Annotated in this window: 20 protein-coding genes and 1 pseudogene; 10 read left to right on the forward strand and 11 right to left on the reverse strand. The window is 59.8% G+C overall.

The features are described 5' to 3' along the window. Positions 1-104: 104 nt before the first annotated feature. Positions 105-320: pseudogene (locus tag EDC90_RS21530) on the forward strand (GNAT family N-acetyltransferase); the annotation flags it as partial. A gap of 492 nt (positions 321-812) precedes the next feature. Here the strand turns inward: EDC90_RS21530 and EDC90_RS04730 are convergent. The 5 genes from EDC90_RS04730 to EDC90_RS04750 form a co-directional block, all read right to left on the reverse strand. Further along, positions 813-1,703 (reverse strand): dihydrodipicolinate synthase family protein, encoded by an 891-nt coding sequence (locus EDC90_RS04730; RefSeq protein WP_132309115.1) that lies wholly within the window; start codon positions 1,701-1,703, stop codon positions 813-815. Between the two features lie 94 nt (positions 1,704-1,797). Beyond that, positions 1,798-2,718, reverse strand: coding sequence for a 4-hydroxy-tetrahydrodipicolinate synthase (gene dapA, locus EDC90_RS04735; RefSeq protein ID WP_132309117.1), 921 nt, complete (start codon positions 2,716-2,718; stop codon positions 1,798-1,800). 110 nt (positions 2,719-2,828) lie between these two features. Then, positions 2,829-4,358 carry a tripartite tricarboxylate transporter permease gene (locus tag EDC90_RS04740; protein ID WP_132309119.1) on the reverse strand — a complete coding sequence of 510 codons (1,530 nt, stop codon included), beginning with the start codon at positions 4,356-4,358 and terminating at the stop codon, positions 2,829-2,831. A 12-nt stretch (positions 4,359-4,370) separates the two neighbouring features. Continuing rightward, positions 4,371-4,874, reverse strand: a complete 504-nt coding sequence (locus EDC90_RS04745) for a tripartite tricarboxylate transporter TctB family protein (protein WP_132309121.1) — start codon at positions 4,872-4,874, stop codon at positions 4,371-4,373. Between the two features lie 123 nt (positions 4,875-4,997). Beyond that, the gene (locus EDC90_RS04750; RefSeq protein ID WP_132309123.1) at positions 4,998-5,960 is read right to left on the reverse strand and encodes a tripartite tricarboxylate transporter substrate binding protein; all 963 of its coding nucleotides are present in this window, start codon (positions 5,958-5,960) and stop codon (positions 4,998-5,000) included. Between the two features lie 424 nt (positions 5,961-6,384). Here EDC90_RS04750 and EDC90_RS04755 point away from each other — a divergent pair, with 424 nt between their 5' ends. Beyond that, a complete protein-coding gene (locus tag EDC90_RS04755) occupies positions 6,385-7,179 on the forward strand; it encodes an IclR family transcriptional regulator (RefSeq protein WP_132309125.1) in 795 nt (264 codons plus the stop codon). 84 nt (positions 7,180-7,263) lie between these two features. Here EDC90_RS04755 and EDC90_RS04760 read toward each other — a convergent pair whose 3' ends face one another. The 5 genes from EDC90_RS04760 to EDC90_RS04780 are packed head-to-tail and all read right to left on the reverse strand — an operon-like array spanning position 7,264 to position 13,237. Next, complete coding sequence (locus EDC90_RS04760; RefSeq protein ID WP_132309127.1) at positions 7,264-8,286, reverse strand: LacI family DNA-binding transcriptional regulator; 1,023 nt, start codon at positions 8,284-8,286, stop codon at positions 7,264-7,266. Positions 8,287-8,315: 29 nt separating this feature from the next. Continuing rightward, the gene (locus tag EDC90_RS04765; protein WP_132309129.1) at positions 8,316-9,203 is read right to left on the reverse strand and encodes a dihydrodipicolinate synthase family protein; all 888 of its coding nucleotides are present in this window, start codon (positions 9,201-9,203) and stop codon (positions 8,316-8,318) included. Between the two features lie 2 nt (positions 9,204-9,205). Then, on the reverse strand, positions 9,206-11,704 hold the full coding sequence (locus EDC90_RS04770; protein WP_132309131.1) for an alpha-mannosidase: 2,499 nt from the start codon (positions 11,702-11,704) through the stop codon (positions 9,206-9,208). After that, the gene (locus EDC90_RS04775; protein ID WP_165972736.1) at positions 11,697-12,275 is read right to left on the reverse strand and encodes a D-sedoheptulose-7-phosphate isomerase; all 579 of its coding nucleotides are present in this window, start codon (positions 12,273-12,275) and stop codon (positions 11,697-11,699) included. The genes EDC90_RS04770 and EDC90_RS04775 overlap by 8 nt, the downstream gene beginning before the upstream one ends. Further along, on the reverse strand, positions 12,272-13,237 hold the full coding sequence (locus EDC90_RS04780; protein WP_165972737.1) for an ROK family protein: 966 nt from the start codon (positions 13,235-13,237) through the stop codon (positions 12,272-12,274). The genes EDC90_RS04775 and EDC90_RS04780 overlap by 4 nt, the downstream gene beginning before the upstream one ends. Before the next feature lie 218 nt (positions 13,238-13,455). Between EDC90_RS04780 and EDC90_RS04785 the strand changes: the two genes are divergently transcribed. Genes EDC90_RS04785 through EDC90_RS04805 form a run of 5 tightly spaced genes read left to right on the forward strand, consistent with a single transcriptional unit; the run spans position 13,456 to position 19,148 of the window. Continuing rightward, positions 13,456-14,805, forward strand: coding sequence for an extracellular solute-binding protein (locus EDC90_RS04785; RefSeq protein ID WP_132309137.1), 1,350 nt, complete (start codon positions 13,456-13,458; stop codon positions 14,803-14,805). A gap of 1 nt (position 14,806) precedes the next feature. Continuing rightward, entirely contained in the window at positions 14,807-15,715 is a 909-nt protein-coding gene (locus tag EDC90_RS04790) for a carbohydrate ABC transporter permease (protein WP_132309139.1), read from the forward strand. Continuing rightward, positions 15,708-16,547, forward strand: a complete 840-nt coding sequence (locus EDC90_RS04795) for a carbohydrate ABC transporter permease (protein WP_024708646.1) — start codon at positions 15,708-15,710, stop codon at positions 16,545-16,547. The genes EDC90_RS04790 and EDC90_RS04795 overlap by 8 nt, the downstream gene beginning before the upstream one ends. Positions 16,548-16,557: 10 nt before the next feature. Beyond that, a complete protein-coding gene (locus EDC90_RS04800; RefSeq protein WP_132309141.1) occupies positions 16,558-17,985 on the forward strand; it encodes a sulfatase-like hydrolase/transferase in 1,428 nt (475 codons plus the stop codon). A gap of 29 nt (positions 17,986-18,014) precedes the next feature. Next, positions 18,015-19,148, forward strand: coding sequence for an ABC transporter ATP-binding protein (locus tag EDC90_RS04805; RefSeq protein ID WP_132309143.1), 1,134 nt, complete (start codon positions 18,015-18,017; stop codon positions 19,146-19,148). Between the two features lie 363 nt (positions 19,149-19,511). On the opposite strand, the gene EDC90_RS04810 is transcribed toward EDC90_RS04805, so the two are convergent. Continuing rightward, positions 19,512-20,525 (reverse strand): substrate-binding domain-containing protein, encoded by a 1,014-nt coding sequence (locus EDC90_RS04810; protein WP_132309145.1) that lies wholly within the window; start codon positions 20,523-20,525, stop codon positions 19,512-19,514. 286 nt (positions 20,526-20,811) lie between these two features. Here EDC90_RS04810 and EDC90_RS04815 point away from each other — a divergent pair, with 286 nt between their 5' ends. The 3 genes from EDC90_RS04815 to EDC90_RS04825 all read left to right on the forward strand — a co-directional run bounded on the left by EDC90_RS04815 (position 20,812) and on the right by EDC90_RS04825 (position 23,937). Continuing rightward, a complete protein-coding gene (locus tag EDC90_RS04815) occupies positions 20,812-22,086 on the forward strand; it encodes an ABC transporter substrate-binding protein (protein ID WP_132309147.1) in 1,275 nt (424 codons plus the stop codon). 86 nt (positions 22,087-22,172) lie between these two features. Further along, positions 22,173-23,108 carry a carbohydrate ABC transporter permease gene (locus EDC90_RS04820; protein ID WP_132309149.1) on the forward strand — a complete coding sequence of 312 codons (936 nt, stop codon included), beginning with the start codon at positions 22,173-22,175 and terminating at the stop codon, positions 23,106-23,108. 1 nt (position 23,109) lies between these two features. Further along, entirely contained in the window at positions 23,110-23,937 is an 828-nt protein-coding gene (locus EDC90_RS04825; protein ID WP_132309151.1) for a carbohydrate ABC transporter permease, read from the forward strand. The last annotated feature ends 5 nt before the right edge of the window (positions 23,938-23,942 follow it).

The following is a 23,942-nucleotide window of genomic DNA, read 5'->3' on the forward strand; positions in this document are numbered from 1 at the left end:
CGTTTGAACTCTTCTGTAAATTCTCGCTGCTTCAATTCCAAGTCTCCTGTCAGTCTTATCTAACAGAAGCCCTCCACTTTTGAAGGGGAAGTCCATATTGGCGAAGGGGTATCGGGAAGGCGCTCGTTGATTCTGTTGCCGAGTTAGCCCACCGATGGGGTGAACGCAGAATCTTCGTCTTGGCGAATCCCCTGGCACTCGAATTCTACCGTGCCGCCGGATTCGTGCATGAACGATTTGTCGAAATGCTCCATGCGCCCGCTGTGCCCCTGCTTGTTCGACAAATCCGGGGCCCACTGGAGAGGCCCGTGGAGGGGTGAACTACCCGCTTAGGCCGTTCGATATCTAGCCAGAAGCGCCAGTGTAGACACTGAATGTCTGGTTCTATGAAGCACCGGCACAAGACCTGCCATTCTGGTTTCCACCCCATCCCGGACATCGCAGTTGCTTACGCAGACCGACAGCGTTCGAGAAATCAGGGAGTGGCCTGACTGGCCGACATGGCGCCGCCTTCCGGACAGGCTCAAAAGGGGCCGTAAAGTGATCCTGAATCGGCCTACAAATTGAAGACATTTACCTGCCCAAAATGAGAAAAGGAGGTGGCAATAGCAGAAAAAGGCCGGTCGGTGGTTGTGGATCTGGCCTGATGCGGCGTGCACAACCTGCGAGCCTGCGCAGCTGGAGATCAAGGGCGGCACGCCAGTCACCTCGCTCGCACCACCGCCTCCAAATCAAATTTCTCGCTGTCACAGAGTCGTCGGTTGATTTGCGGTTACCCCTGTCGTCACCACTTCATGTAATATCTCCTGCATCTATTCGTCTTTCACGCCTTTCAGAATTGCCGACATCCGGTCGACCAGTTCTTCCGGCACATCGGACATCGGGCTTTTCGAGAAGCCGCAATCGCGCCCGAGAAGCCCGGCTGCCGCCTTCATGCGGGCAGGGAATTGCGGTCCACGCACGATCTTCCAAAGGGGGTAGAGGCGATTTTGGGTCTTGAGCGCCTCGTCGTATTTTCCGGCCCGCGTCAGGTCCCACATGCGAACCGAAAGCCGGGGGAAAAGAGCCAGAATGGCAGAGATCGCGCCATCGGCGCCGAGCGCGAAACAGGAATGGAGCATTTCGTCGGTTGCGGCATAAACCATGCCGCGGTCGCCGCAGGCGATCCGCATGTCGTACATGGCCATGATGCCGCCGACGCTCTGCTTGACGCCGATGACATGTTCGATGTCGAGCAGCTCGGAAAAGAGTTCGGACGAGATCTCGTTTTGGGGCACGACGTTGTAGATGATGATCGGCAGGCCGACCGCCTCGGAAATTGCGCCGTAAAAGCGCTTGTTGCCGGCCGCGTCCGGCACCAGGACATTATAGAATGTCGGCGTGACCATAAGCGCATCCGCGCCGGCCTTCTTGGCCGCCATCGCGGTTTCGATCGCCGCAGCGGTGGAGCAGCGGGCGACGCCGGCGACGATGGGAACGCCCGCACGGTTTTCAGATTTGATGATCTCGATCATCTGCACCAGCTCGGCATTCGTGAGCGCCGCGCCCTCGCCGGTGCTTCCGCCGGGCGAAATGCCATGGACGCCTGCATCCAGCAGGTAGCGAACCTCGCGGCGATAGAGTGCCGTATCGATCTCCTCGTCTTTGGTGAAGGTCGAGACGACGGGTGGAATGATCCCGTGGAATGATGTACCTTTTTTCATTATCTGTTGTCCTGTGGCCTTGCAGCTGGCTGTGTCAAATCGGTTCGGGGCTCCAGAAGAGGACGCCCGCCAGCGTCCTCTCCCGGTGGTTGCGTCAGAGGATGCCGAAGTCGGAAAGGGCTTTTCGAACAGCTTCGACTTCTTCTGGCGTGCCCGGGGTCAGGGGCAGGCGCGGCAGGCCTGCATCCCCGCCGGTCAGGCGGATGGCATCCTTCCAGAGGCATACCGGGTTTGTGCGACCGTTGATTCCCATGACCTTCAGCAATGGATAGAGCTTGCGCTGCATCGCCGCGCCCTCGGCAATATTGCCTGCCAGAAAAGTGTCGATCATCTTGCGGATATAGTCGCCGACTACGTGGGAAGCGCCGGATACGACACCGCCGATCCGCTTTTCGCCGCCTTGCGTGAAGGCTTCGAGAACCATGGTGTCGTCGCCATTGTAGACGATGAAGTCTTCCGGAGTGGCGTTGAGGAAAGCGGTCATTTGCTTGGGATTGAGTTCTGCCTCCTCCTTGATTGCCACGATATTGTCGAGCGCTGCAAGCTTGCCGACCGTATCGGGGTCAATGTTGACGCCGGTGAAGATCGGAATGTTGTAGAGCATGATGTTGAGGTCCGAAAGCGCTTCGGCGACCTTGACGAAGTGGTTGTGGATCTCCTGCTGTGCCGGCTTGGTGTAGTAGGGCGCTACGACCATGACCGTGTCGAAGCCCAGCTTCTCTGCCTCCTTGCCGAGCGCGATCGTTTCGATCGTCGAGGTGCAGCCGACGCCGGCGATCAGCGGAACGCGGCCGCCGACCGCCTTCTTGACCGTTTCGAGAATGGCGACCCGTTCGGCGAATGTCTGTGTGTGAAACTCGCCGGTCGTGCCTGACAGGATGAGCGAGTCGGCAAAGCCGTTGTCGACCAGATGGGTTGCGAGTGCCGCGAGTTTGCCGTGATCGACGCTCTGGTCTTCGCCGTAAGGGGTGACGAGCGGGATGAGAACGCGGCCGTAAGTGTCCTTGTTATACATTTCAGTCTCTTTCTGGAGTTTTCCAAACGATGGTTGTCCCGGTACGGGTGTGTCGTCGGTATTACTTTTCCGTCATCTCCTTTCTTTTCGTGTTGCCGGTTTCTCGCGCCTTACTGCGAGCCCCGGTCGGCATTGGCGATCCCGCCGGTCGCGCCGGCAAGCTTGCGGGTTTGGCTGACGCCTCTGACGATCAGGGGCAGCACCCAGATGACGATCGTGAAGAGGCCTAGTCCGGCGGCGATCGGGCGTTCGAAGAAGCCCAGGAAGTTCCCGTCGGCGATGATCATTGATGTGAGGAAGTTTTTCTCGACGAGCGGGCCGATCACGATGCCCAGGATGATCGGAGCGATCGGAAACCCCTTGCTCTCGAGAATGAAGGCGATCACGCCCATGGCCAGCATCACGCCGACACCGAAGACCGAGTTGTTGACCGCGTAGGAGCCGACGATGCAGAAGGCGAGAATGGAGGCGTTGAGATAGGTGCGCGACAGGCGGAAGATCGAGCGCGAAAAGCGTACGGCAAGCCATCCGAGCGGGATGATCAGCAGGTTCGCCAGCGCAAAGACGATCATGACCGCGTAGAAGTTCTGGGGATTGTTGATGAAGATTGTCGGGCCGGGATTCATGCCCTTCATCACCAGGACACCTACGGCAATGGCCGTGACAGCATCGCCGGGAATGCCGAAGACCATGGCCGGGATCCACGCCGAACTCAGCGCGGCATTGTTGGTCGCGGAGGCCTCCACCAGTCCTTCGGAATGTCCGGTCCCAAATTTTTCCGGCGTTTTCGAGAATTTCTTCGAGATGGCATAGGAAATCCAGGCGCCGAGATCGCCGCCGGCGCCGGGCAGAGCGCCGATCACCGTGCCGAACGCGCTGCCGCGAAGCACATTGAACTTGTGACGCCAAAGCGTGCCCACCATACCGGCAAGCGGGTTGCCGATCTTCATGACCGGTTCGCGCTTGCCAGGCTCGCCGGCCTTGTGCCGGAGGATTTCGGACAGGGCGAACATGCCGATCATGGCCGGTATGAAGCTGATGCCGCCCATCAGTTCCGTCCAGCCGAAGGAAAAGCGTGGCGTGGCAGTCAGCGGGTCGAGGCCGACGGTTGCGATGAACAGGCCGAGAAGCAGCGAAAGCGTTCCCTTGACCTTGCTTCCCGAACTGATCAGCGCCGCGCATGACAGCCCCAGCATGGCCAGCCAGAAATATTCGAAACTCGAGAACTGCAGTGCGATCTTGCCGAGGGCCGGCGCGATGAAGAGCAGGGCGACAAAGCCGATCATGCCGCCGACCGATGACGAGCAGATGGAAATGCCCAGCGCCTTCGCCGGCCGCCCGGCCTTGGTCATGGCATAGGCCTCGTCGACATAGGCCGCGGAGGCCGGGGTGCCGGGAATGCGCATCAGCGCTCCGGGGATGTCGCCCGCAATGATGGCCATCGTGGTGCAGGCCACGATTGCTGCGATGGCGGGAACCGGATCCATGTAGAAGGAGAAAGGCACAAGCAGCGCCGTCGCCATCGTGGCGGTGAGGCCGGGAATGGCCCCGACGAAAAGGCCGAAAGTCGCTGCGGCGCAGATCACCAGCAATGTATAGGGCGTGATGACAAGTTCGATTGCTTCGAGAAAGACATGCATGGTCGTTTCTCCTCACCCGAGAATGCCGACCGGCAACGGAACGCGAAGTCCGTTGACGAAGAGGAAGTAGATGAACACCGTCAGAAATGCTGCATAGAGGCCGCCGCGCACCAGGCCGCCGCCGCCGATGCGGATCATCAGCAGGATGAACAGGAAGGTAAGCGGCAGGAAGCCGACGGATTCCAGAAGCAGGATGTAGAGGCCAAGGCTCACCAGCACTGTGACCGGAAACCAGGTGAAATCCTTGCGTTTGAACAGCACGGCTGCATGACGGCGCAGCATCGCGATTTCCGCGCGTCCCTGAAACGCCAGGATGCCGCCCGCCAGAACGAAGGCGCAGCCGATGATGATGGGCAGGGTTCCCCCGCCGATGGTCATGCCGCCGAGCCCTTCCATCCGCGTTCCGGTGACAGCCAGAACCACGCCACCGATCACGAAAAGCAATCCGAGGACGGTGTCCGGAACGCCGGTGGCGACGCGATCTGCATTGTCGTCTTCTGGTGAGGTGTCACTCATGGCCTCACTCCTTTCCGTTGGTGTCGCGAGCAGACGGCCGAAGGCACTCCGGCCGGGATACGGCCGAAAAGAACCGAGTTTCAGATGTCGAATGGAGTGCCTTCGGCGGCGCGGTTCGGTCCGTCAGTCCTTGACGAGACCGGCGGCGTTCATGGCCTTGCCGAAGGCCTCGTCACGCTGGGCGAGGTAGTCGACGAAGGCGTCGCCGCCTTCCCACACGACGCCGTAGGAGCGCTTGGCCATCAGGTCGGCGAATGCGGGGCTGCTGACGACATCGGCCATGACCTCAATCAGCGTCGCGCTGACGTTGTCGGGGAGGTCGCTTGGCCCGCCGAGGCCACGCCAGCCATTGATCGGAAAGTCGATACCGGTGCTTTCCTTGATGGTCGGCAGGTCCGGATGTGCCGGATCGCGCTCGGTGCCGAGGATCGACAGCGCCTTGAGTTCGCCGGCATCGATCAATCCCTGAGCCTCGGGAAGCTGGACGACGCCGACATCGATCGCTCCGGATGCCAGCAATTGCAGGGCAGGAGCGGCGCCTTCGGTCGGCACCCAGAATGCCCTGTTGCCGTCAAGCTCGTTCACCAGCGTGACATAGGCCAGGTGATTGACGCCGCCCTGATTGGCGCCGCCGGCCCGGATCGCCGCGGCATTTTCCTCGATCGCGGCGGTAAGCGCGTCCATGCTGTCGAACGGGCCGTCAGTTCTGACGACCACGGCGGACGGGTCGGCGTTATAAAGGCCGAGCGGCGTGAAATCCTTGTAGGTCAGCTCGGATGTGCCGAGCCAATGGAACATCGACAGTTCCGTGGTGATGATGCCCAGCGTGTAACCATCGGGATCGGCGTCGGCGATTGCCTTGTGGCCGATGACGCTGCCGCCGCCGGTTCGGTTGACGACATTGATCGGCTGGCCCAGCTCTTCTTCCATCAGCGTTGCCAGGATCCGTCCGGTGGCATCCGTTCCGCCGCCTGCGCCCCAGGGCACGATCAGCGTGATCGGCCGTTCCGGGTATTCGGCGCACGCTGCCGAAATACCGCCGACGACGATCACGGTCGTCGCCAGAAGCGTCTTCAGAATATTCATTGAATTCTCCTCCCAATCTTCCTTTTGGGTTCCGAAAAGAGCCGACAAGGCCCTGCGGTCCAGAATCCCCCTTTGTTTGACGCGGGCAGGAAAGCCGATGTCCTTTGTGGTCAGAAACGGCCCCGCCGCATCGCAATGGCGTTGAGCGTCAGATCAAACCTCCCTGTAGCAATACCGCATAATGGAACGCTGTACCGCGAACTGATGCTCTCACTAGAGACTGAATCTGTCAACCTGAATCCCAAAAAAAAGAATAGCGTTCCGAATAGTGGGATTTACGGCACGGCGAAGATCGGTTATGGTGTCTCTCGATAAACTCGTTTCAAAATCTATCTTGAGACTGAAACGATTTAGATGTTCCGTATATCAGGATTGAATTCCTTATTATGGCAAGCGGGTTCACGGAACGCTTTTGGGGGTAATAATGAAAGACGATCAGACAGCACGGGGGAAAGGCAGAGGCGACGAGGGGTTGAAGTCGCTGTCGAAGGTGGTGCGCATCCTGGAGTGCTTTTCAGTCAACGACCGTGCATTGTCGCTTGCGACGATATGCCAGCGGACTGGGTTTCCCAAGAGCACGACGCACAGGCTGGTGGCTTCCATGCGGGAGGTCGGGTTTCTGGATCAGGACAGGGAGCGCGACAGTTATCGCCTGGGACTCCGGCTGTTCGAGTTCGGCGATATTGTGCTCGCCAATCTCGATGTGCGCCGGGAAGCCCGGCCGATGATGGAATCTCTTCAGCACATGACCGGCCAGACCGTTCATCTGGCTGTTTTCGACGGGATGCAGGCCGTTGTCATCCATCGTGTGGGGACCGGAAACGAAAGCCATACCAAAGCGGGCATGATCGAGAACGCGCCGGTGCATTGCACGAGCATCGGCAAGGCGATCCTCGCTTTTCAGACGGAAGACGCCGTCGAGCGTGTGATTGCGGCGGGCCTGTCGCGCTACACCGACCAGACAATGACTGATCCCGATGATCTGCGAAGGGCTCTGGCCGAAATTCGCGAGAAGGGCTATGCCGTGGACAATGAGGAGCATCAGCCAGGACTGCGATGTCTCGGCGCTCCGATCCACGATCAGAACGGCCGCGTATTCGCCGGCATCAGCGTCAACGGCCCGGCCTGGCAGATTCTCGAAAACGAAATCCCGGATCTGGCCAAGATCGTCGTCTACCAAGCGCGCGTGATCTCCCAGCGCCTTGGTTGGCACGACTGAGCGGCCGGCCGGTGCTTCGGCGCCTGCGGCTTGCCGGCATCGACGCTCACGGTCTTTGCCGTGTCAGAGGCTGGGGCTCGATCATCACCCGTTATGCAGAGCGAGCACGCTGGAGCGCGCTATCAGGCTCGGTTGAACAAAGGTGCGAACGGGCCAAGGGCCTTTACGGCCCGCGCCGATCTGTCGGATGAGCAATTCCGCAGCATGACGACCCATTTCTTCGACATGCTGGCTGACGGCGCTGATGGTCGGGGTCACCATGGTCATCCAGAGCGCATCGTCATAGGCTACCACCGAGACATCTTCTGGAACGCGCACACCGTGCTTGCCAAGCGCCACGTAAAGGCGTTGCGAGACGACGCTGTTGGCCGAGAAGATCGCGGTGATCGACCTCGATTTCAGCGCCCCAACAAAACGGTCAAGACCGGAGGCGATTTCCGCGTCGGAGGATCCGAGCTTGAAAATGAGGTCTTCCGGCACGGCAAGTCCACGCTCCGTGAAGGCTTCGCGCCAGCCCTCGATGCGCGCCCGTCCTGTCGTCCACTGGTCGTGATCGATGAGGAGGGCGATCCGTTCATGACCGAAGCCGATCAGATGTTCGGTCGCCATCTTGCCGCCGGCTCGGTTGTCGCCTGCGACAAGGGCGTTGTCGTCGCTGACGGAGCGGTCGACCTGCAGGACCGGTCGGCCGAAATCGCGCACGCTTGCCACCGCTTCTGCGGAGACCGGCGTGATCGCGATTGCCGAAACACCCATGGCGATCAGCGACTTCACTGCCGCCCTCTGCTCCTTCGGATCGGCCCGGTCGATGATCAGGATGACCTCATAGCCCTCTGCTCGCGCAACCTCCTGAAAACCGGTGGCAAGTTCGGCATAGAAGGGGTCCAGAATGCTCGAGACCACGAGGCCGATCTGTGTGCTGGAGCCCTGCCTGAGATTGCGGGCATTGAGGTCGGGCACATAGCCGATCTTCTGCGCCGCCGCGACGACGCGCGCCTTGACGTCTGCCGCGACATAACCCTTGCCGCTGAGTGCGCGCGAGACGGTCGAGGTCGAAAGACCGACCGCCTCCGCGATATCGCCGATCGTGACGCGCTTATCTGCCATGGAGTACGTGCCTCATCAAAAATGCTCTTTTAGCGCGTTTTCTGGTATCTGTTGAAGTATTCATCAAGAGCGAAAAGACCGGTGCAGTCGCTGCGCGTCGTCAGCCGCCCCAAAACGCGTGAGAAACTGGTCAGGCCGACCCCATAATTTTCGCTGAGCAGTGCCTTGGCAGATCCGGGATAGCTCTGCTCCAGCGCCATATCCCCGGCGGTCAGCAGCAGTGAGAGCGCATCGGTCTCCTCGGTCGCCGCCCGCTCAAGCATGTCCGGAAAGACATTGGCCATGAGACCGCAGAATCCGTCCGCACCGGCCTTGAACGAGGCCCGAAATGTTGCCACCTCGGCGTTCATAAGCTTCAGCCGGCTGCCGCTGACAATGTCGATCCGGCGCTTGATTCGCGCAAGATCGCAGCAGGTATCCTTCAAAAAGGTGAAGCGTCCGCTCTGAGCCGCGTATTCAAGCGCCTTGTCTGAAATTAGTCGCTTATAGGGGCGGGGCGCCTCGTAGAGACCGAGATCGCCGCTGCAATCGGCGATGATCGTCTCAAGGCATGCGAGAAGAGCGTCGTCGTTTTCACCCTCTTCGACGAGGTGTCCGGTCAAAAGCACAGCGCAATCGACGCCGCCGATTGCCCTTACGCGCGCAATTGCCTCAGGCCAGGCTTCGTTATCCTCGCAGAACACCGAAGCGGCAATGGGAACGCGCCCCGACACGGCGCGGACTGAAGCAGCGATGATCTCGGTGCGCTCGGTATCGTTCATCGATAGCGGTTCAGCAGAAAGCCCTGTAACCAGCAGGCCGGCAACGCCTCGCTCGATATAGAAATCGACGAGGCCCTGAATGGCATCAAGATCGATCTCCCCGTTTTCCAGAAACGGCGTGAGGAGGGGCGGCCAGATTTCGGGTTGGCGGGCCATGGTCAGATACCTTCGGACAGGAGGTTAAGTTGGCGGTCGGGCTCGAACTCGAGAAGATCGAGGGTGACGATCTTGCCGGAAGGCGTGACGGCCAGCGTACGGATTTCGAAAGGTTCGAGGTCGAGCGAGAGCAGATGGCCGCCGGCATAGTCAAGCCCAAGCCGGGCCGCAATCGGGCCGGACGTGTCATTGACGAAACGCATAACGGTTGCCGCAGGATCGTCTTCCCAGGGTTTGAGCGCCGTCAGCCGAAGGCCGGGCGCTTCCTCAAGGCCGGAAATCAGCCCGCGCGCGGCGGGCATGTCGCCAGGATGGAAGCTTTCCATCATCACGCGGGGCGGCATGACCATCATTTCGGCAAGCCGGTTTGCCTCTGCCATATCGTCGCCCGTCTGGGGCAAAAGCCGCACGCTGAAGCGCTGCAGGCCCTGATCCTGATAGTGATAATGCTCGTTGTCACGCAACTCGCGCGGATCATGCCAGGCAAAGACAGGGCTTCTCGCGGCGGTGATGCCGATATCGCCGTCGACGCAGTCATAGGCGTATTTGGCGTTGTTGATCACGCTGATCCGCTTGCCATCCGAACCGGCGACGCTGACCCAGCGCTGGCCGGGATATTCGAGCCCGTCTGCGGGCCGCTCCACATAGCCATATTGCATCTGGTAGCGCGCGGTACTGGCCGATATCGCCGTCGGATAGCGCAGTTTCAGAAGGTGGAGTTCTTCGTGCCAGTCGATCTCGGTGCGGATTTCGAGCGATCGGGCATCGCTGTCGAGCACGAAGAGCTCGGTCAGGCGAGAGCGTCCGAGACGGACATTGACGCGGATGGCGGCGCGAACGGGGCCGGCATCCTCGATGTGGATGCTCTCGACTTCAAACTGGCGGCCCTGGCCCACATAGGTCTCGACCCGGTGGCCCCAGGTGTCGGAACCATCGGCCGATACGACGGTATGGATGGCGCCTTTGGCAGGGGCGAGATCCTGCCCGTTGGCAAGAGTGACGAATTCGTCAAGCCAGCCGGTCTGCGGGTTGATCGTCACCCGCAGATGCGCGTTCTCGATGGTGATGCCGTGAGCGCGTGCCTGGACCTGCGGTATGGCTTGCGGCGCATCGGTTCTTCGCACGCGATAGAGCCTGTGGCCAAAGGCCGGCACCCTGGCGGGAAAGGCAATGCGAGCGCGATAGCGGTCGCGGAAGATGTCTTCCTCGCGGATCGTCGCATCGGCTCTGATCTTCTGCCAGGGCGTCTCCTCGCCATCCTCGGCGCTGACGATCCAGTTACCCGGCAGGAAGGAAAGTTCCAGCTCGGCCGTGATCTCGGCTTCGAATGGATGCGGGTTGAAGACGATGACCGGCTGCGTTTCCTCGTCTGCCGGTATGGCGATGTCGCGAGCGGCGATCTGCAGGGCGCGGTTGGTGACCCTGTCTGCCGTCGCGATCACGCCGCCAAGGGCATGGACCGCGTCTTCGCAGGCGGGAAGGATCGAGCTTCCGGGCAGGATGTCGTGGAACTGGTTGAAGAGCAGCGTCTTCCATGCCTCGTCGAGCTTTTCGCGGGGGTACGGGACCCCCTGTGTGGCCGCGGAAAGCGTGGCGTACCGCTCCGCCTCCAATAGGGCTGCTTCCGCCTTCAGATTCATCTGCTTGATCTTCGCAAAGGCCGCGTAGCACCCGGCGGCGTGGCGCTGAAGCTCGCCCTCGTGAACCGGCATGGGCTTGCCGTTCTTCCGGCGCGCCTCAAAATAGCGGTCGGGGCCGGACATGATCAGCTTGCCGAACCGGCCGTCTGCATTAAGCGCCTCGATGCTCTTCAGGTTTCGCCGGGTCGGGCCGCCGCCATGATTGCCGACGCCATAGAAGACCATGGCCTCGTCCTCAAGCGCCGCGCCGATCTTGCTGATGGCGGATTCCATATGCCGGTCGACGTCTTCTGCGGTCGTGCAGTATTCATGCGGGATCCGGTAGGCGGCAACCGAGGCGCCGCCCAGACCTTGCCATTCAAACAGCGTATGCGGCATGTCGATTTCGTGCGGGCCGGGGCGCAGGAAGCAGTAGGAGGCGATCCGGTGGCCGGCAAGTACCTGCGGCAGGGCCGCGGAGTGGCCGAAGGGGTCGGCGTTGAGGCCGACATTGGCGATGCCGCCGAAATGCTCAAGCAGATAGCGCTGGCCGATCAGCCCCTGGCGCACAAAGGATTCGAGGTTCGGCAGATTGCAGTCCGGCTCGACCCACCAGCCGCCGACCATGGCGATGCGTCCGCATGCAACGAGTTCGCGAAGCCGGGCAAAGAGCTTGGGGTCGCTCTCGCGAATCCAGTCGACGACGGCGACCTGCTCGAAGGTGAAGACGTAATCCTCGAATTCCTCAAGAAGGGCGACGGCTGCGGCAAGCGTCGCGCGGGCCTCCTGATAGCCTTCCGTCCAGCGCCACAGCCAGACGGGATCGAGATGGGCATGGCCGACCATGTGAATGGTGGCAAAACGCGATTTCTGCTCAGACATTTTCGCTCTCCGCGACGAGTGTTTCCAGACGGGCGCAGATCAGGTGCATGGCAAGCTGGTGCATTTCCTGAATGCGGGCGGTCATCGTGTGGGGTGAAATGAAGGCGAGGCTGCAATCCTTCGCGATTTCGGCGCCGTTCTGGCCGGTGAAGAGAACGGTTTTGGCGCCTTTTGCCCAGCCGGCGGCAATTCCCGAGCGGATATTCTCCGACTGTCCGCTTGTGGAAAAGGCAATGACGATATCCCGCGGTCCGGCAAGGGCCGTGACCTGACGGGCGAAAACGGCATTGAAGGAAAAGTCGTTGCCAATGCAGGTGAGCGCCGAAACATCGGCGGAGAGGCAGGTCGCGGGCAGGGGGCGCCGGTTGGATTTATAGCGGCCGATCAGCTCGCCACTGAAATGCAACGCTTCCGCGGCCGAACCGCCATTGCCGAACACATAGACGCAACCGCCCGCACAGACGCTCTGCCAGATCGCGTCCGCGATGGCGATGATATCGGGAAGGCGAGCCCGCATTTCCGCGTTCATGGCAAAATGGGCCGCCATCTCTTCTTCCAGGCTTGCCGTCATTCTCTGATCCTCACCTTGACGCCCGTGGCGCTGCCGATTTCGTTCCATGCGACGGAGGCCGCAGAAGCGACGCCCGAATTGCGGCCGAAGCCCGTCTTGCGCACCGTCAGGCGTTGACCGACGCCGGCGGCCATGCTGCTGCCGACGAGCGCCATCGCGGGCGCGAAGAGCTCCCCATCGGCCTCGGTCACGCCGCCGCCGATCACCAGCAGGGCGGGATCGAACAGATCGGCGGCCGCGCGCACCGCACGGGCAAGCATGCCCATCGAACTGTGCCAGAAGGCAAGGGCCTCCTCGTCGCCGGCAAGCGCCGCATCGGCGACGTCGCGCGCGGAATAGGGGCGCGGCGTCGCCGTGCACGTGGCCTTGGCCTCGGTGTAGCGCTTGCCGATCGATGTTCCCGAGACATAGGCTTCAAAACATCCCGTCAGGCCGCAGTTACAGGCGCGGCCATCGTAAATCAGCGGGATGTGGCCGAGCTCCGACCCGTTGCCGGTATGGCCAGTATAAAGAAAGCCATCGGTGATGACGCCGCAGCCAATCCCCGAAGAGACGGTGATATAGGTCACGTCCCTCACCGCGTCGGGGTTGTCCCAGAGCGCCGTGGCGATTGCGCCCGCCGCCGCGTCATTCTGCAGATAGGCCTTCGCGCCGAAGCTGGTTTCCATCTGCGTTGTCAGCGGTATGCGATCCCAGTCCGGCAGGTTGGGCGGAGACAGGACCAGGCCTTTTTCGAGGTCGAGCGGACCGCCGCAGGCAATGCCCGTTCCCTCTATGGTGAGCCCGTTCTTTCTGGCGTGGACCTCGGCTGCCCTGCCGAGCCGCTCGATCAGCGCCAGGCTCGGCTCCGCCCTGACGGGCGAGCGCTCGCGAGACTGAAAGGCGATTGCGCCATCAGCATGCACGAGGCCGACGGCGATCTTGGTGGCCCCGATATCCACCGCCAGGACGACGGGCGTCATAGTGTCTCTTTGTTCTGCCATATCACTTATCTGGTAACGATTGCATGTCCACATCATTGGCACGCGCCTCAAATTTAGTCAATACGCCAAAGAGAAGTCCCGTAAAAGGCTATTTCTGAGGCGGAATTCGCGGATTCAGCGTGAAATTTGGTGTGAGGCTTTGTTGACCAGTGAAAAATATGTGATATCGTTTGCAGGTCATTTAGGGAGGAAACAACATGAATTTTCGTGCTCACTTGAAGCTGTCAACGCTGCTGGCCGCTGGCTTTGCCTGTGGTCTACCTGCCCTGGCGCAGGCGGAGGAATTGTCCGTTGTCTATCGCGAATCGCCCTATGTGTCGGCGGTCATGGAGGCGGCCAAGGCCGAATTCGAAGCCGAACACCCCGGCGACACGATCGAGCTCAACGCGATCAGTTCGTCGGCGCGCGACTACTACACCAAGGTTTCGCTGATGAACCAGTCGGCATCGACGGCGCCTGACATTATCTATGAGGATGGTTTCCAGATCACCGCGGATGCCGCCGCGGGCTATCTCGAGCCGCTGGACGAGCGGCTCTCCGGCTGGGACGAGTGGGATCAGTTCTCCCAGATCGCGGTCCAGAACGGCAAGTCTTTCGTCGACGGAAAGGTTTACGGCATTCCGCTCGGCACCGACACCCAGGCCATCTGGTACAACAAGGACCTTCTCGAAAAGGCCGGAGTGGGGGCTGACTGGCAGCCGAAGACCTGGCAGGACATTCTCGATGCCGCGGCCAAGGTGAAGGAAAACCTCCCCGGCGTCGATCCGATCAATATCTATGTGACGAAGGCCGGCAACGAGGCGAGCACGATGCGGGGTCTGATGAACCTGATCTCTGGCACGCCGGGCGGGCTCTCTGCAACGCTTTTCGATCCGGAAACGCAGAAATGGATCGTTGGATCCAAGGGCTTCCGCGATGCGCTGGCCTTCCTGAAAACCGCCTATGACAACGGCTATCTCGTCTCCGATACCGATCTTCAGGATTCGAGCTTCCAGAACGTTCTGGTCGAACAGCGCGTGCCCGAGGGCAAGGTTGCCATGTTCATCGACGGCAACTGGATCTGGGCGCGCTGGATCGAGGGTGGCACCGCGCCTTGGGCGGCGTGGAACGAGACGCTCGGCATGGCCAAGATCCCGACGCAGAATGGCCAGGGCAACGGCTTCACCTCCATGTCCGGCGGCTGGACCATCGCCATGAGCCCGAAGGCCGAGGACAAGGATCTCGCCTTTGATTTCATGACCACGGTCGCCAATTTCGAAAACAGCCTGACCTATGCCATTCGCGCCGGATCGATCGGCGTGCGCAAGGACGTCATCGCGGACGAGACCTATCTCGAGACCAATCCGACCGCCGGTTTCTTCTCCTCACTGGTTGAGGTGACCAATTTCCGCCCGGCGCTGGAAATCTATCCGCAGGTCTCCTCCCTCATCCAGGAGACGATGGAGGCCGTAACGGTCGGCGGAGACAGCGTCGAAGACGCCGCCGGCCGCTTCGACCGCCAGCTCACCCGTCTTGCCGGCTCATCGAACGTCGAAAAAGCGAACTGACATGGCGCAAGGGGCAAGCGGAACGGGCCAAGGGCCGGCAGCAGTGCTGATGCGCATTGTGCCGCTTGCCCCGGCCACCCTGATGATCGTCGCCTTCTTTCTGGTGCCGATCATCTGGGCCATCTACACATCCATGACCAATCTCGGATTGTCGGGCTACGCAGCACGCAATCCGGCCTTCATCGGCTTTGAGAACTACTACTATCTCTTTACCGATCCGCGCACATGGGCGGCGCTCGGACGGACGGCGGTGTTCGTCGGCCTCTCCGTTGCCGGGCAGAACATTGTCGGCTTTTGCATTGCCTATGTGCGGCAGATGGCGACGCCTGCCATCCAGAGTTTGGCCTCGGTCATCGTCATCACCGCCTGGGTGGTGCCGGAAGTCGTTGCGGGCTTTCTCTGGTACACCTTCCTGCGCGGCGACGAATCCGGCATGAACCAGATTTTCGATATTTTCGGCTTTGCCCACCAGCAATGGCTTCTGACGGCGCCGCTTGCCGCGGTGATCGTCATCAACATCTGGCGTGGCTGTGCCTTTTCCATGCTCGTCTATTCCGCAGCTCTTCAGGATGTTTCAAGCGAAGTGCTTGAAGCCGCCGAGATCGACGGGGCAGGGCGCATGCAATCGATCTTCGGCGTCATCCTGCCGATCATCCGCCCGGTGATCGCCATCAATGTGGTGCTGACCACGCTCAACACGCTCGGTGTGTTCGGTATCATCTGGATCACCACGGCGGGCGGGCCCGGCACGCGCTCGGAAACGCTGCCGCTCCTGATGTACAATCAGGCCTATGATTTCGGCCTTATCGGCTACGGCTCGTCAATCGCCGTCCTGCTGCTTGGCTTCGGCGTCATCGCCTCCCTCATCTATGTCCGTCTGTTCAAAGTGGGAGAAGCGCGCAATGGCTAATCTTGCCAAGGCCAAGACCCGCGACCGGCTGGCCGCCGATATCGCGCTCACCTTCGTTGCCATCGCCTTCGTCGTGCCGATGGTGTGGATGGTGCTGGCGGCCTTCGATGCCGAGGCGACGCTTGCCATTCAACTGCCGGCCCGCTGGAGCCTGACGAATTTCGGCGCGATCCTGACGGAGGATGTCGCGATCCGTCCCTTCATGAACAGCGTCATCATTTCGGCCGGGACGTCGTGCCTGGTGGTCATCCTCGCGCTCTTTGCCGGCTATCCGTTGTCGCGCTACAGGCTGCGCTACGGAAAGCAGTATATCTACACGATCGTCTTTGCCAGCGCGCTGCCGATCACCGCCATCATGGTGCCGATCTATGTGATGTTCGTCCATATCGGCCTCGTCGATACGCTTGCGGGCGTCATCGTCTTCCGCACGGCCGCAGAGCTTCCCTTTGCGGTCTGGCTGATGAAGGGCTTCATGGATGCCATTCCGACCGATCTGGAAGAGGCGGCGTGGACGGAAGGGGCATCCCGCATGGAAGGCGTCGCCTATATCGTCGTGCCGCTCCTGGCGCCGGGGATCGCGACCATCTTCATTCTGTCCTTCATCGAGAACTGGGGCAATTTCTTCGTACCCTTCATCCTGCTGCAAAGCCGCGACAATTATCCGATGGCCGTCTCGCTCTACAGCTTTTTCGGAGAATATGGCGAGGCCATGTATGGCCAGCTTGCCGCCTTCGCGCTGCTGTACACGGCGCCCACGCTGCTTGTCTATTTCCTGATCCAGAAGCCGCTGCAGAAGGGTGGTCTCCGGCTTGGCGGCGCGGTCAAGGCCTGAGGAAGAGATCATGAAAAAGAAGCCTAATATTCTGTTCCTGTTTTCCGACCAGCACAGCGTGCGTGCGATGGGTGATTGTGCGGACACGCCGGTGAAAACACCGTCGCTCGACCGCCTGGCCGCAGGCGGCATGCGTTTCGACAACGCCTATTGCCAGAACCCGCTCTGCGTGCCCAGCCGAGCGAGCCTTCTGACCGGAAAATACTGCCGCACGACCGGCATTTACGACAATCGCCACATCCTCCCCGCCAACGGCCCAACGCTGGCGCGCGCGCTCGGCAGCGCCGGATACCGCACCGCGCTTGTGGGCAAGACGCATTTCAACGGCGAGCAGTTCCAGGGCTTTCAGGAACGCCCCTATGGCGATCTCTACGGCCAGGCGCACCAGCCGGATCCCGCCCGCCACGCCAACGAATCCGGTCTTGGTGATATCCTGGGCGATGCCGGCCCTTCAGGCATTCCCCTTGCCATGACGCAGACGGAAATCTGCGTCAGCGAGGCGGCTAAATGGCTGCAGGGTCATGCGGGACGACCGGGAGATGCGCCGTTCTTTTTGGCCGTCCATTTCGACAAGCCGCATTTTCCGATCAACCCGCCGCGTCGCTTCTTCGAGCGCTTCGCGGGCAGGGTGGAACTACCAGACTATGATCCCGACTGGCTTTCCCATGCGCCCGCCTTTGTGCAGAAAGCGGCAGCGGCGAGCGGCACGGCGCATCACCGGGGCGATGATGCGGTGAATGCCCGGGCGCTGGCTGCCTATTACGGCTGTGTCGAATGGGTCGACGATGCCGTCGGCCGGCTTCTGGATGTGATCGACTATCTCGGTCTCTTCGAGGATACGATCATCATCTACGCCTCCGATCACGGTGAGATGGCGGCGCGGCGGGGGCTCTGGCAGAAGACCGTCTTCTATGAGGATTCCGCGCGTGTTCCGCTGATCATCCGCTGGCCGGGCGTGGCAGAGGCCGGGTGCCGGACGAATGCGCTTGCCGGGCTGATCGACCTTTACCCGACCTTTTGCGCCGCATCGGGAATTACTCCGCCCGACGGTTTGGAAGGGTGTGACCTCACGCCGGTCATCGCCGGAGGTGAGGCGCCGGACCGTGACCTCTTCTGCGAAAGTGCCGTGTTGAAGCAGCCGGAATATGCCGGTTGCATGCTGCGCCGCGGCGACTGGAAATACTGCCTCTACCTGGACGGCGGCGAGGAGCTCTACAACCTCGCCGATGATCCCGACGAGTGGAACGATCTCTCTCAGGCGCCGGGAGAGGCGGCGCTGAAGGCGGATCTGCGGGCAGCGACCGAAGCCTTTTTCAGGCCGGAGGGCTTTGCCGTGCGCTATGCCGCCACCCCGCGCATGCCCTTCGAGAAGCATTTCTACCCTTATTCAAACCAGTTCATCACCGGCAATGGCGTTGTCTTCGACGCGCGGCCCTGACAGACGCGAAACAGCCGAGGAGGAAACCAATGGCCGGCTTTACCCTGAAAAATCTGAGCAAGTCCTACGGTGCGCTGGAAGTCATCAAGGGCATTGAACTTGAGGTGCGCGACGGCGAGTTCATCGTTTTTGTCGGCCCTTCCGGCTGCGGTAAATCCACGCTGCTGCGCATGATTGCCGGGCTGGAGGAGGTCAGCGGCGGCGATCTGTTGATCGGGGAGAAGCGCTGCAATGATATTCCGGCCAAGGCGCGCGGTATTGCCATGGTGTTTCAGTCCTATGCGCTCTATCCGCACAAGACCGTTTATGAAAACATGTCGTTCGGCCTCAAGCTCGCCAAACGTCCGAAGGATGAGATCGATAGCAAGGTGCGCGCGGCGGCCGGCATTCTGCACATCGAGCATCTGCTGGAGCGGCGCCCCAGTCAACTCTCGGGCGGTCAACGCCAGCGCGTTGCCATCGGCCGGGCGATCGTCCGCGACCCGCAGGTGTTTCTGTTCGACGAGCCGCTGTCGAACCTTGATGCGGCGCTGCGTGTCCACATGCGGCTCGAGCTATCGAAACTGCATGACGACCTTGGCACCACCATGGCCTATGTGACCCACGACCAAATCGAGGCGATGACGCTTGCCGACCGGATCGTGGTGCTTGACCATGGCGATGTGCAGCAGGTGGGCACCCCGCTGGAGCTCTATCACTTGCCGCAAAACCTGTTCGTTGCGGGCTTCATAGGTTCGCCGAAGATGAACTTTCTCGAAGGGGCCATCGCCGCCGTGGAAGCCGACGCGATTATTGTGGAGGTGCCCGGGTTTGCTCGGGTTTCCGTGCCGGTTCGCCCTGCTTCTGATACGCGCAGCGGCGACACGGTGACGATCGGCATCCGCCCGGAACATATCGACCCCGCTGGCGATGCTGGTGGTTTTGCCTGCGCTATCGAGGTTGCCGAGAATATTGGCGATCATGCCATGCTGCAGTTGCAGGCGGCAGGGGGGCAGTCGCTGATGGTGAAAGCAAGCGGTGATACGTTCTGGAGCCGCGGGGGCGCATACCCTGTTACCTTTCAGCCGGACGCTTTGCATCTCTTTGATGATAGAGGTACGGCGTTTTCCAGGATCAACCGTCCGAAAGTGCTGGGCGGCGTGGATGGATTTCAGTCAGCTTGAACGCGAAGCCTCTATTGCGTTTGGCTGACGGGAGGTCTCTCTGACAGCACGGTACGACCTTTTCAAAGCGTTCGAAAAGCGGTGCGATGGCGAAGTGGAAACCGCAAGGAACCAACGCGTGCTGCTGTCGAGTGCCTGTGCGTAGTAATCGGTATGCCGGTATGGATCGAACAACTCACGCGGCCTCGGCATCACTCGCGGATCATCCGCCGGTGGCCCATGAAAAGAAACTGTTCGCCTCCATCGTGTATAATTGGGAAGCCTGCTTGGAGGCGACTAAGGACTCATTTTACGCTCTGGCGTCCTGATGATACCCGGATTTCTGGGTGAAGGGCTTGCGGGTATAGTGGCGATCTAAGATCGTCAAACCTTACCGGTGGATGTTCTGACAATCAGGTCGACGGGCCATATTTCCTGAAGTGCCGTCACGGCCTCACCTCCAATGCGTTCAAGCAGCATTTGGGCGATGCGCTTGCCGGCGGCTTGAACAGGAGAGAAAGTCGTCGTCAGCGGAAGGCTCGACAGATCCGCGCGAACGGTGGATAGGCCATCATCATGTGCAACGATCGAGATATCTTTTCCGATATCGAGTCCGTTCTCCCGCAAAGCCTGCATGACCCCTATGGCAACAACGGTTGAGCCACAGGCAATTGCCGTGGGTTTCACGGTTTGCGTCAAAAACGCACGCGCAGCCTGATATCCTTTTTCCACCGTCATCGGCGCAGCAACCACAAGAGATGGCTCGAAATTCAGATGGCGGCCCTCCAAGGCCTTCCGGTAGCCAATAAGTCGGTCATCTGCATAATTTCGGTCGGGCTGTCCGTTGATCAGCCCGATCTTCTGATGGCCAAGGTCAAGCAGAAGTTCTGTTGCCCGCCGAAATCCGCCTTCATTGTCTATATCAAGATAAGCGTGCTCGCTTCCGCGCTTCGTTCGACCATGGGTGACAAACGGGAAGTCAAGCTTGGCAAGGTGTTCGACCCGCTCGTCTTCGACCTTTGTGCCGACGATGATGATGCCGTCGACGGCGCCTTCACGAGCCAGACGGTCATAGGTGTCGATTTCGCGAGCCGCAATTGTGGGCGTCAGCAGAATGTCGGTTCCCACTTCACCCAGCGCTTCGCTCAATCCCGCGAGCACCTCGAGAAAGTGCGGATCGACGATCAAATTTCTCTCCATCGGAAAGACCACGCCGATAGAGCCCGCCTTTCCGGTGACAAGCCGGCGTGCTGACGAATTCGGGCGATAACCATGTTCCAGGGCCGTCTTAAGAACGAGCCGCTTCGTTTCTTCGCTCACGTCGGCATAGCCGGCAAGCGCGCGGCTAACAGTGGTCTGGGAGAGATTGAGAAATGTCGCGAGTTCTTTCTGGTTCATGTCAAAAGGCACTTGGTGTAGAGGCTCGCAACAATGGCGAACTGGTTAAATTCCAATTCGATTTGGAAACATAATTATATCAAACATATAGCAAAAAGAGTCCCATTTCCAATTAAAACGTCAAAAAAATGTATTTGACAACTGATGAATACGGAATAGGTTACGACTCATCCAATACGAATTGGATAGTCAATTTGGGTCCTGTAGGCTGCAGTCGGCCTCCGCCGTCGCTGCAATCTCCCGTGTTTGAGGCAGCAGGATCTTGAACCTTGGGAGGACGAAAACCATGAAATCTCTATTGGCCGGTTGCACCATAAGCGGTGCGGCACTCGCCTTGTCGCTGCTCGCCTCGACCGCAGCCCGTGCCGACGAAATATCGATTGTGACCGGGCTTGTCGGGAACGATCTCGGGCTTCTTCAGGAGCAATTGAAATCTTTCGAGGACAAGACCGGACATACGGTCAAGGTGGTTTCTCTGCCGCCCTCCTCAAGCGATCAATTCTCTCAGTACCGGCTTTGGCTTGCGGCTGGGAATCCCGACATCGACGTCTATCGCACCGATGTGGTTTGGGCGCCGCAACTTGCCGATCAGTTCATTGATCTGACGCCCTATACCGAAGATGTCATCGATGAGTATTTCCCGTCGACCATCCGCTCTCAGACCGTCGATGGCAAGCTCGTCGCCTTGCCCTGGTATGCAACTATCCCCGGACTTTATTACAGGACGGACCTGCTCGAGAAATACGGCAAGGATGTCCCAAAGACCTGGGATGAAATGACCACGACTGCTCGGGAAATCATGGACGCTGAAAGAGCGGACGGCAACGCCAGCATGTGGGGCTTTCTGTTTCAGGGGGCGCCCTATGAAGGACTGACATGCGACGGGCTGGAATGGCTTGTCTCCAGCGGCGGCGGCAATATCGTCGAAGCTGATGGGGAAATCAGCGTCAACAACCCAAATGCCGCAGCAGCGCTCGAGCGCGCGAAATCATGGATCGGCACTATCTCTCCGCCAGGAACTCTTTCCTACAAGGAGGAGGATACGCGCGGCATCTGGCAACTTGGAAATGCTGTCTTCATGCGCAACTGGCCATATGCCTACGCTCTGGGTGAGCAGGACGATTCGGCCATTAAGGGCAAATTTGATGTTGCGCCGCTTCCCGCCGGCGAAAACGGCGAGTCCGCCGCGACCCTTGGCGGCTTCAACCTCGCGGTTTCCAAATATTCGGAGCACCCGGACGCGGCGGTTGAACTGGTGAAATACCTGACTTCTCCCGAAGCGCAGAAATATCGCGTGATGTATAACTCGAACGCGCCGACCGCCGTCGCATTGTATGAGGACCCGGAAGTGCAGGCCAAACAACCCTTCGCTTTGCGTTGGGAAGATTCGCTTGAGACCGCCGTTTCCAGACCATCGAACGTGACAAAGTCGAAATACAACGAAGTTTCGTCGCTGTTCTGGACTGCCGCCTACAATACGCTTTCAGGCAATGGTTCTGCTCAGGACAATCTGGAAGAGCTTGAACTGAAGCTCTATCAGCTTCGCGGCAACGGCTGGTAATCGACCATCAGCGCGGCGGTCAAGCCACCGCCGCGCCCTCCTTCTCCATATACATTGAAAAAATCAGACGGGATTGGCGGCGTGCCATGAATCAGAAGCTGCAGCTCTCAGCCAGCCGAAGACGCTGGGCGATACTTTTTGTGACCCCGATGTTGATCATCCTGGCATTCGTGGCAGGGTGGCCCCTTCTCCTGACCATCTACTACAGCTTTACGGACGCTTCGCTCAGCAACCTCGCTGCCGCAGAGTTTGTCGGTTTTTCAAACTATCTTTCATCCATAACGCTGCCCAACGGACGAACGCTTACCTTCGGATTGTTGGCCGATGCTGCGTGGTGGCAAGCGGTCTGGAACACGCTGCGCTTTGCTTTCGTGTCCGTCGCATTCGAAACCGTTTTCGGGACTGTTATCGCGCTTGTCCTGAACCGCAAATTTGCCGGGCGGGGCGTGGTGCGTGCGGCGGTGCTTATCCCCTGGGCAATCCCCACGGTGGTTTCAGCCAAGATGTGGGGCTGGATGCTAAACGACCAGTTCGGCATCATCAATGATGTACTGCTCAACCTTCACCTTATATCGACGCCCATCGCCTGGACGGCCTCTCCCGACACGGCCATGATTGCGGTGCTGATCGTTGATATCTGGAAAACAACGCCTTTCATGGCTCTGCTTGTTCTGGCCGGATTGCAGATGATTCCGGGCGACATTTATGAAGCCGCCTATATTGATGGCGTTTCGCCGCTCAAGGTTTTCTGGCGCATCACGCTGCCGCTGGTCCGGCCCGCATTGATGGTCGCCGTCATTTTCCGTCTGCTCGATGCGCTTCGTATTTTCGATCTGATCTACATCCTCACGCCGAACAACGAGCAGACGCAAACCATGTCGGTGTTTGCCCAGCAGAACTTGTTCGCTTTCGACAAGTTCGCCTACGGCTCGGCCGCATCGACACTGCTGTTTCTCGTCGTTGCGCTGATTACCATCGCTTACATCCGTATCGGACGGATCAATATCGGGAAAGGAGCCTGATATGCCGCGCCTGATCAAGCAAGTTGCATTCTATGCTCTGGTCGCATTCATTGTGCTGCAGTCGGTTTTCCCTTTTTACTACGCCGCCCTGACATCGATGAAGTCCGGCACGGCTCTGTTCCGGGTGAACTATCTGCCGGTTGATTTCAATCTCTCCAATTACATGGCTGTTCTAGGCAACGGGACCTTTCCGAGAAACATCCTGAATTCCGTCTTCGTAGCCACGGTCGTCGTTCTGATTTCGCTTCTTTTGGCAGTCACTGCGGCATATGCGTTGGCCCGCATTCAGTTCCGGGGCCGCGGATTGCTGCTTCTGACGATCCTGTCGGTATCGATGTTCCCGCAAATCGCAGTGCTGGCGGGGCTGTTTGAAGTCATTCGCGCGATCGGCCTTTATAATTCGCTCTGGTCGCTCGTCCTTGCCTATATGATCTTTACTCTGCCGTTTACGGTTTGGGTCCTGACCACATTCATGCGCGACCTGCCCGTCGAAATCGAGGAAGCGGCGATCGTTGACGGCGCTTCTCCGTGGACGATCGTGACGCGAGTGTTCCTGCCGCTGATGTGGCCGGCACTGGTCACGACCGGGCTGCTTGCCTTCATTCACGCGTGGAACGAGTTCCTGTTCGCGCTCACCTTTATTTCCAACGATGACCTCAGAACCGTTCCGGTGGCAATCGCGCTCCTGTCCGGCGCCACCGAGTTCGAGGTTCCGTGGGGCAACATCATGGCCGCCTCGGTGATTGTCACGGTTCCGCTGATCGCGCTGGTTCTCATTTTCCAACGAAAGATCATCTCTGGTCTGACTGCCGGAGGTGTCAAAGGATGACTTTT

This window comes from Martelella mediterranea (assembly GCF_004342225.1).
In the GTDB taxonomy this organism is placed as follows: Bacteria; Pseudomonadota; Alphaproteobacteria; order Rhizobiales; family Rhizobiaceae; genus Martelella; species Martelella mediterranea_B.

Bases quoted from the DNA above. Each gene is read 5' to 3' on its own strand.
- EDC90_RS04730 (WP_132309115.1), bottom strand. From the start codon at position 1,703: ATGAAAAAAGGTACATCATTCCACGGGATCATTCCACCCGTCGTCTCG.
- dapA (WP_132309117.1), bottom strand. From the start codon at position 2,718: ATGTATAACAAGGACACTTACGGCCGCGTTCTCATCCCGCTCGTCACC.
- EDC90_RS04740 (WP_132309119.1), bottom strand. From the start codon at position 4,358: ATGCATGTCTTTCTCGAAGCAATCGAACTTGTCATCACGCCCTATACA.
- EDC90_RS04745 (WP_132309121.1), bottom strand. From the start codon at position 4,874: ATGAGTGACACCTCACCAGAAGACGACAATGCAGATCGCGTCGCCACC.
- EDC90_RS04750 (WP_132309123.1), bottom strand. From the start codon at position 5,960: ATGAATATTCTGAAGACGCTTCTGGCGACGACCGTGATCGTCGTCGGC.
- EDC90_RS04755 (WP_132309125.1), top strand. From the start codon at position 6,385: ATGAAAGACGATCAGACAGCACGGGGGAAAGGCAGAGGCGACGAGGGG.
- EDC90_RS04760 (WP_132309127.1), bottom strand. From the start codon at position 8,286: ATGGCAGATAAGCGCGTCACGATCGGCGATATCGCGGAGGCGGTCGGT.
- EDC90_RS04765 (WP_132309129.1), bottom strand. From the start codon at position 9,203: ATGGCCCGCCAACCCGAAATCTGGCCGCCCCTCCTCACGCCGTTTCTG.
- EDC90_RS04770 (WP_132309131.1), bottom strand. From the start codon at position 11,704: ATGTCTGAGCAGAAATCGCGTTTTGCCACCATTCACATGGTCGGCCAT.
- EDC90_RS04775 (WP_165972736.1), bottom strand. From the start codon at position 12,275: ATGACGGCAAGCCTGGAAGAAGAGATGGCGGCCCATTTTGCCATGAAC.
- EDC90_RS04780 (WP_165972737.1), bottom strand. From the start codon at position 13,237: ATGACGCCCGTCGTCCTGGCGGTGGATATCGGGGCCACCAAGATCGCC.
- EDC90_RS04785 (WP_132309137.1), top strand. From the start codon at position 13,456: ATGAATTTTCGTGCTCACTTGAAGCTGTCAACGCTGCTGGCCGCTGGC.
- EDC90_RS04790 (WP_132309139.1), top strand. From the start codon at position 14,807: ATGGCGCAAGGGGCAAGCGGAACGGGCCAAGGGCCGGCAGCAGTGCTG.
- EDC90_RS04795 (WP_024708646.1), top strand. From the start codon at position 15,708: ATGGCTAATCTTGCCAAGGCCAAGACCCGCGACCGGCTGGCCGCCGAT.
- EDC90_RS04800 (WP_132309141.1), top strand. From the start codon at position 16,558: ATGAAAAAGAAGCCTAATATTCTGTTCCTGTTTTCCGACCAGCACAGC.
- EDC90_RS04805 (WP_132309143.1), top strand. From the start codon at position 18,015: ATGGCCGGCTTTACCCTGAAAAATCTGAGCAAGTCCTACGGTGCGCTG.
- EDC90_RS04810 (WP_132309145.1), bottom strand. From the start codon at position 20,525: ATGAACCAGAAAGAACTCGCGACATTTCTCAATCTCTCCCAGACCACT.
- EDC90_RS04815 (WP_132309147.1), top strand. From the start codon at position 20,812: ATGAAATCTCTATTGGCCGGTTGCACCATAAGCGGTGCGGCACTCGCC.
- EDC90_RS04820 (WP_132309149.1), top strand. From the start codon at position 22,173: ATGAATCAGAAGCTGCAGCTCTCAGCCAGCCGAAGACGCTGGGCGATA.
- EDC90_RS04825 (WP_132309151.1), top strand. From the start codon at position 23,110: ATGCCGCGCCTGATCAAGCAAGTTGCATTCTATGCTCTGGTCGCATTC.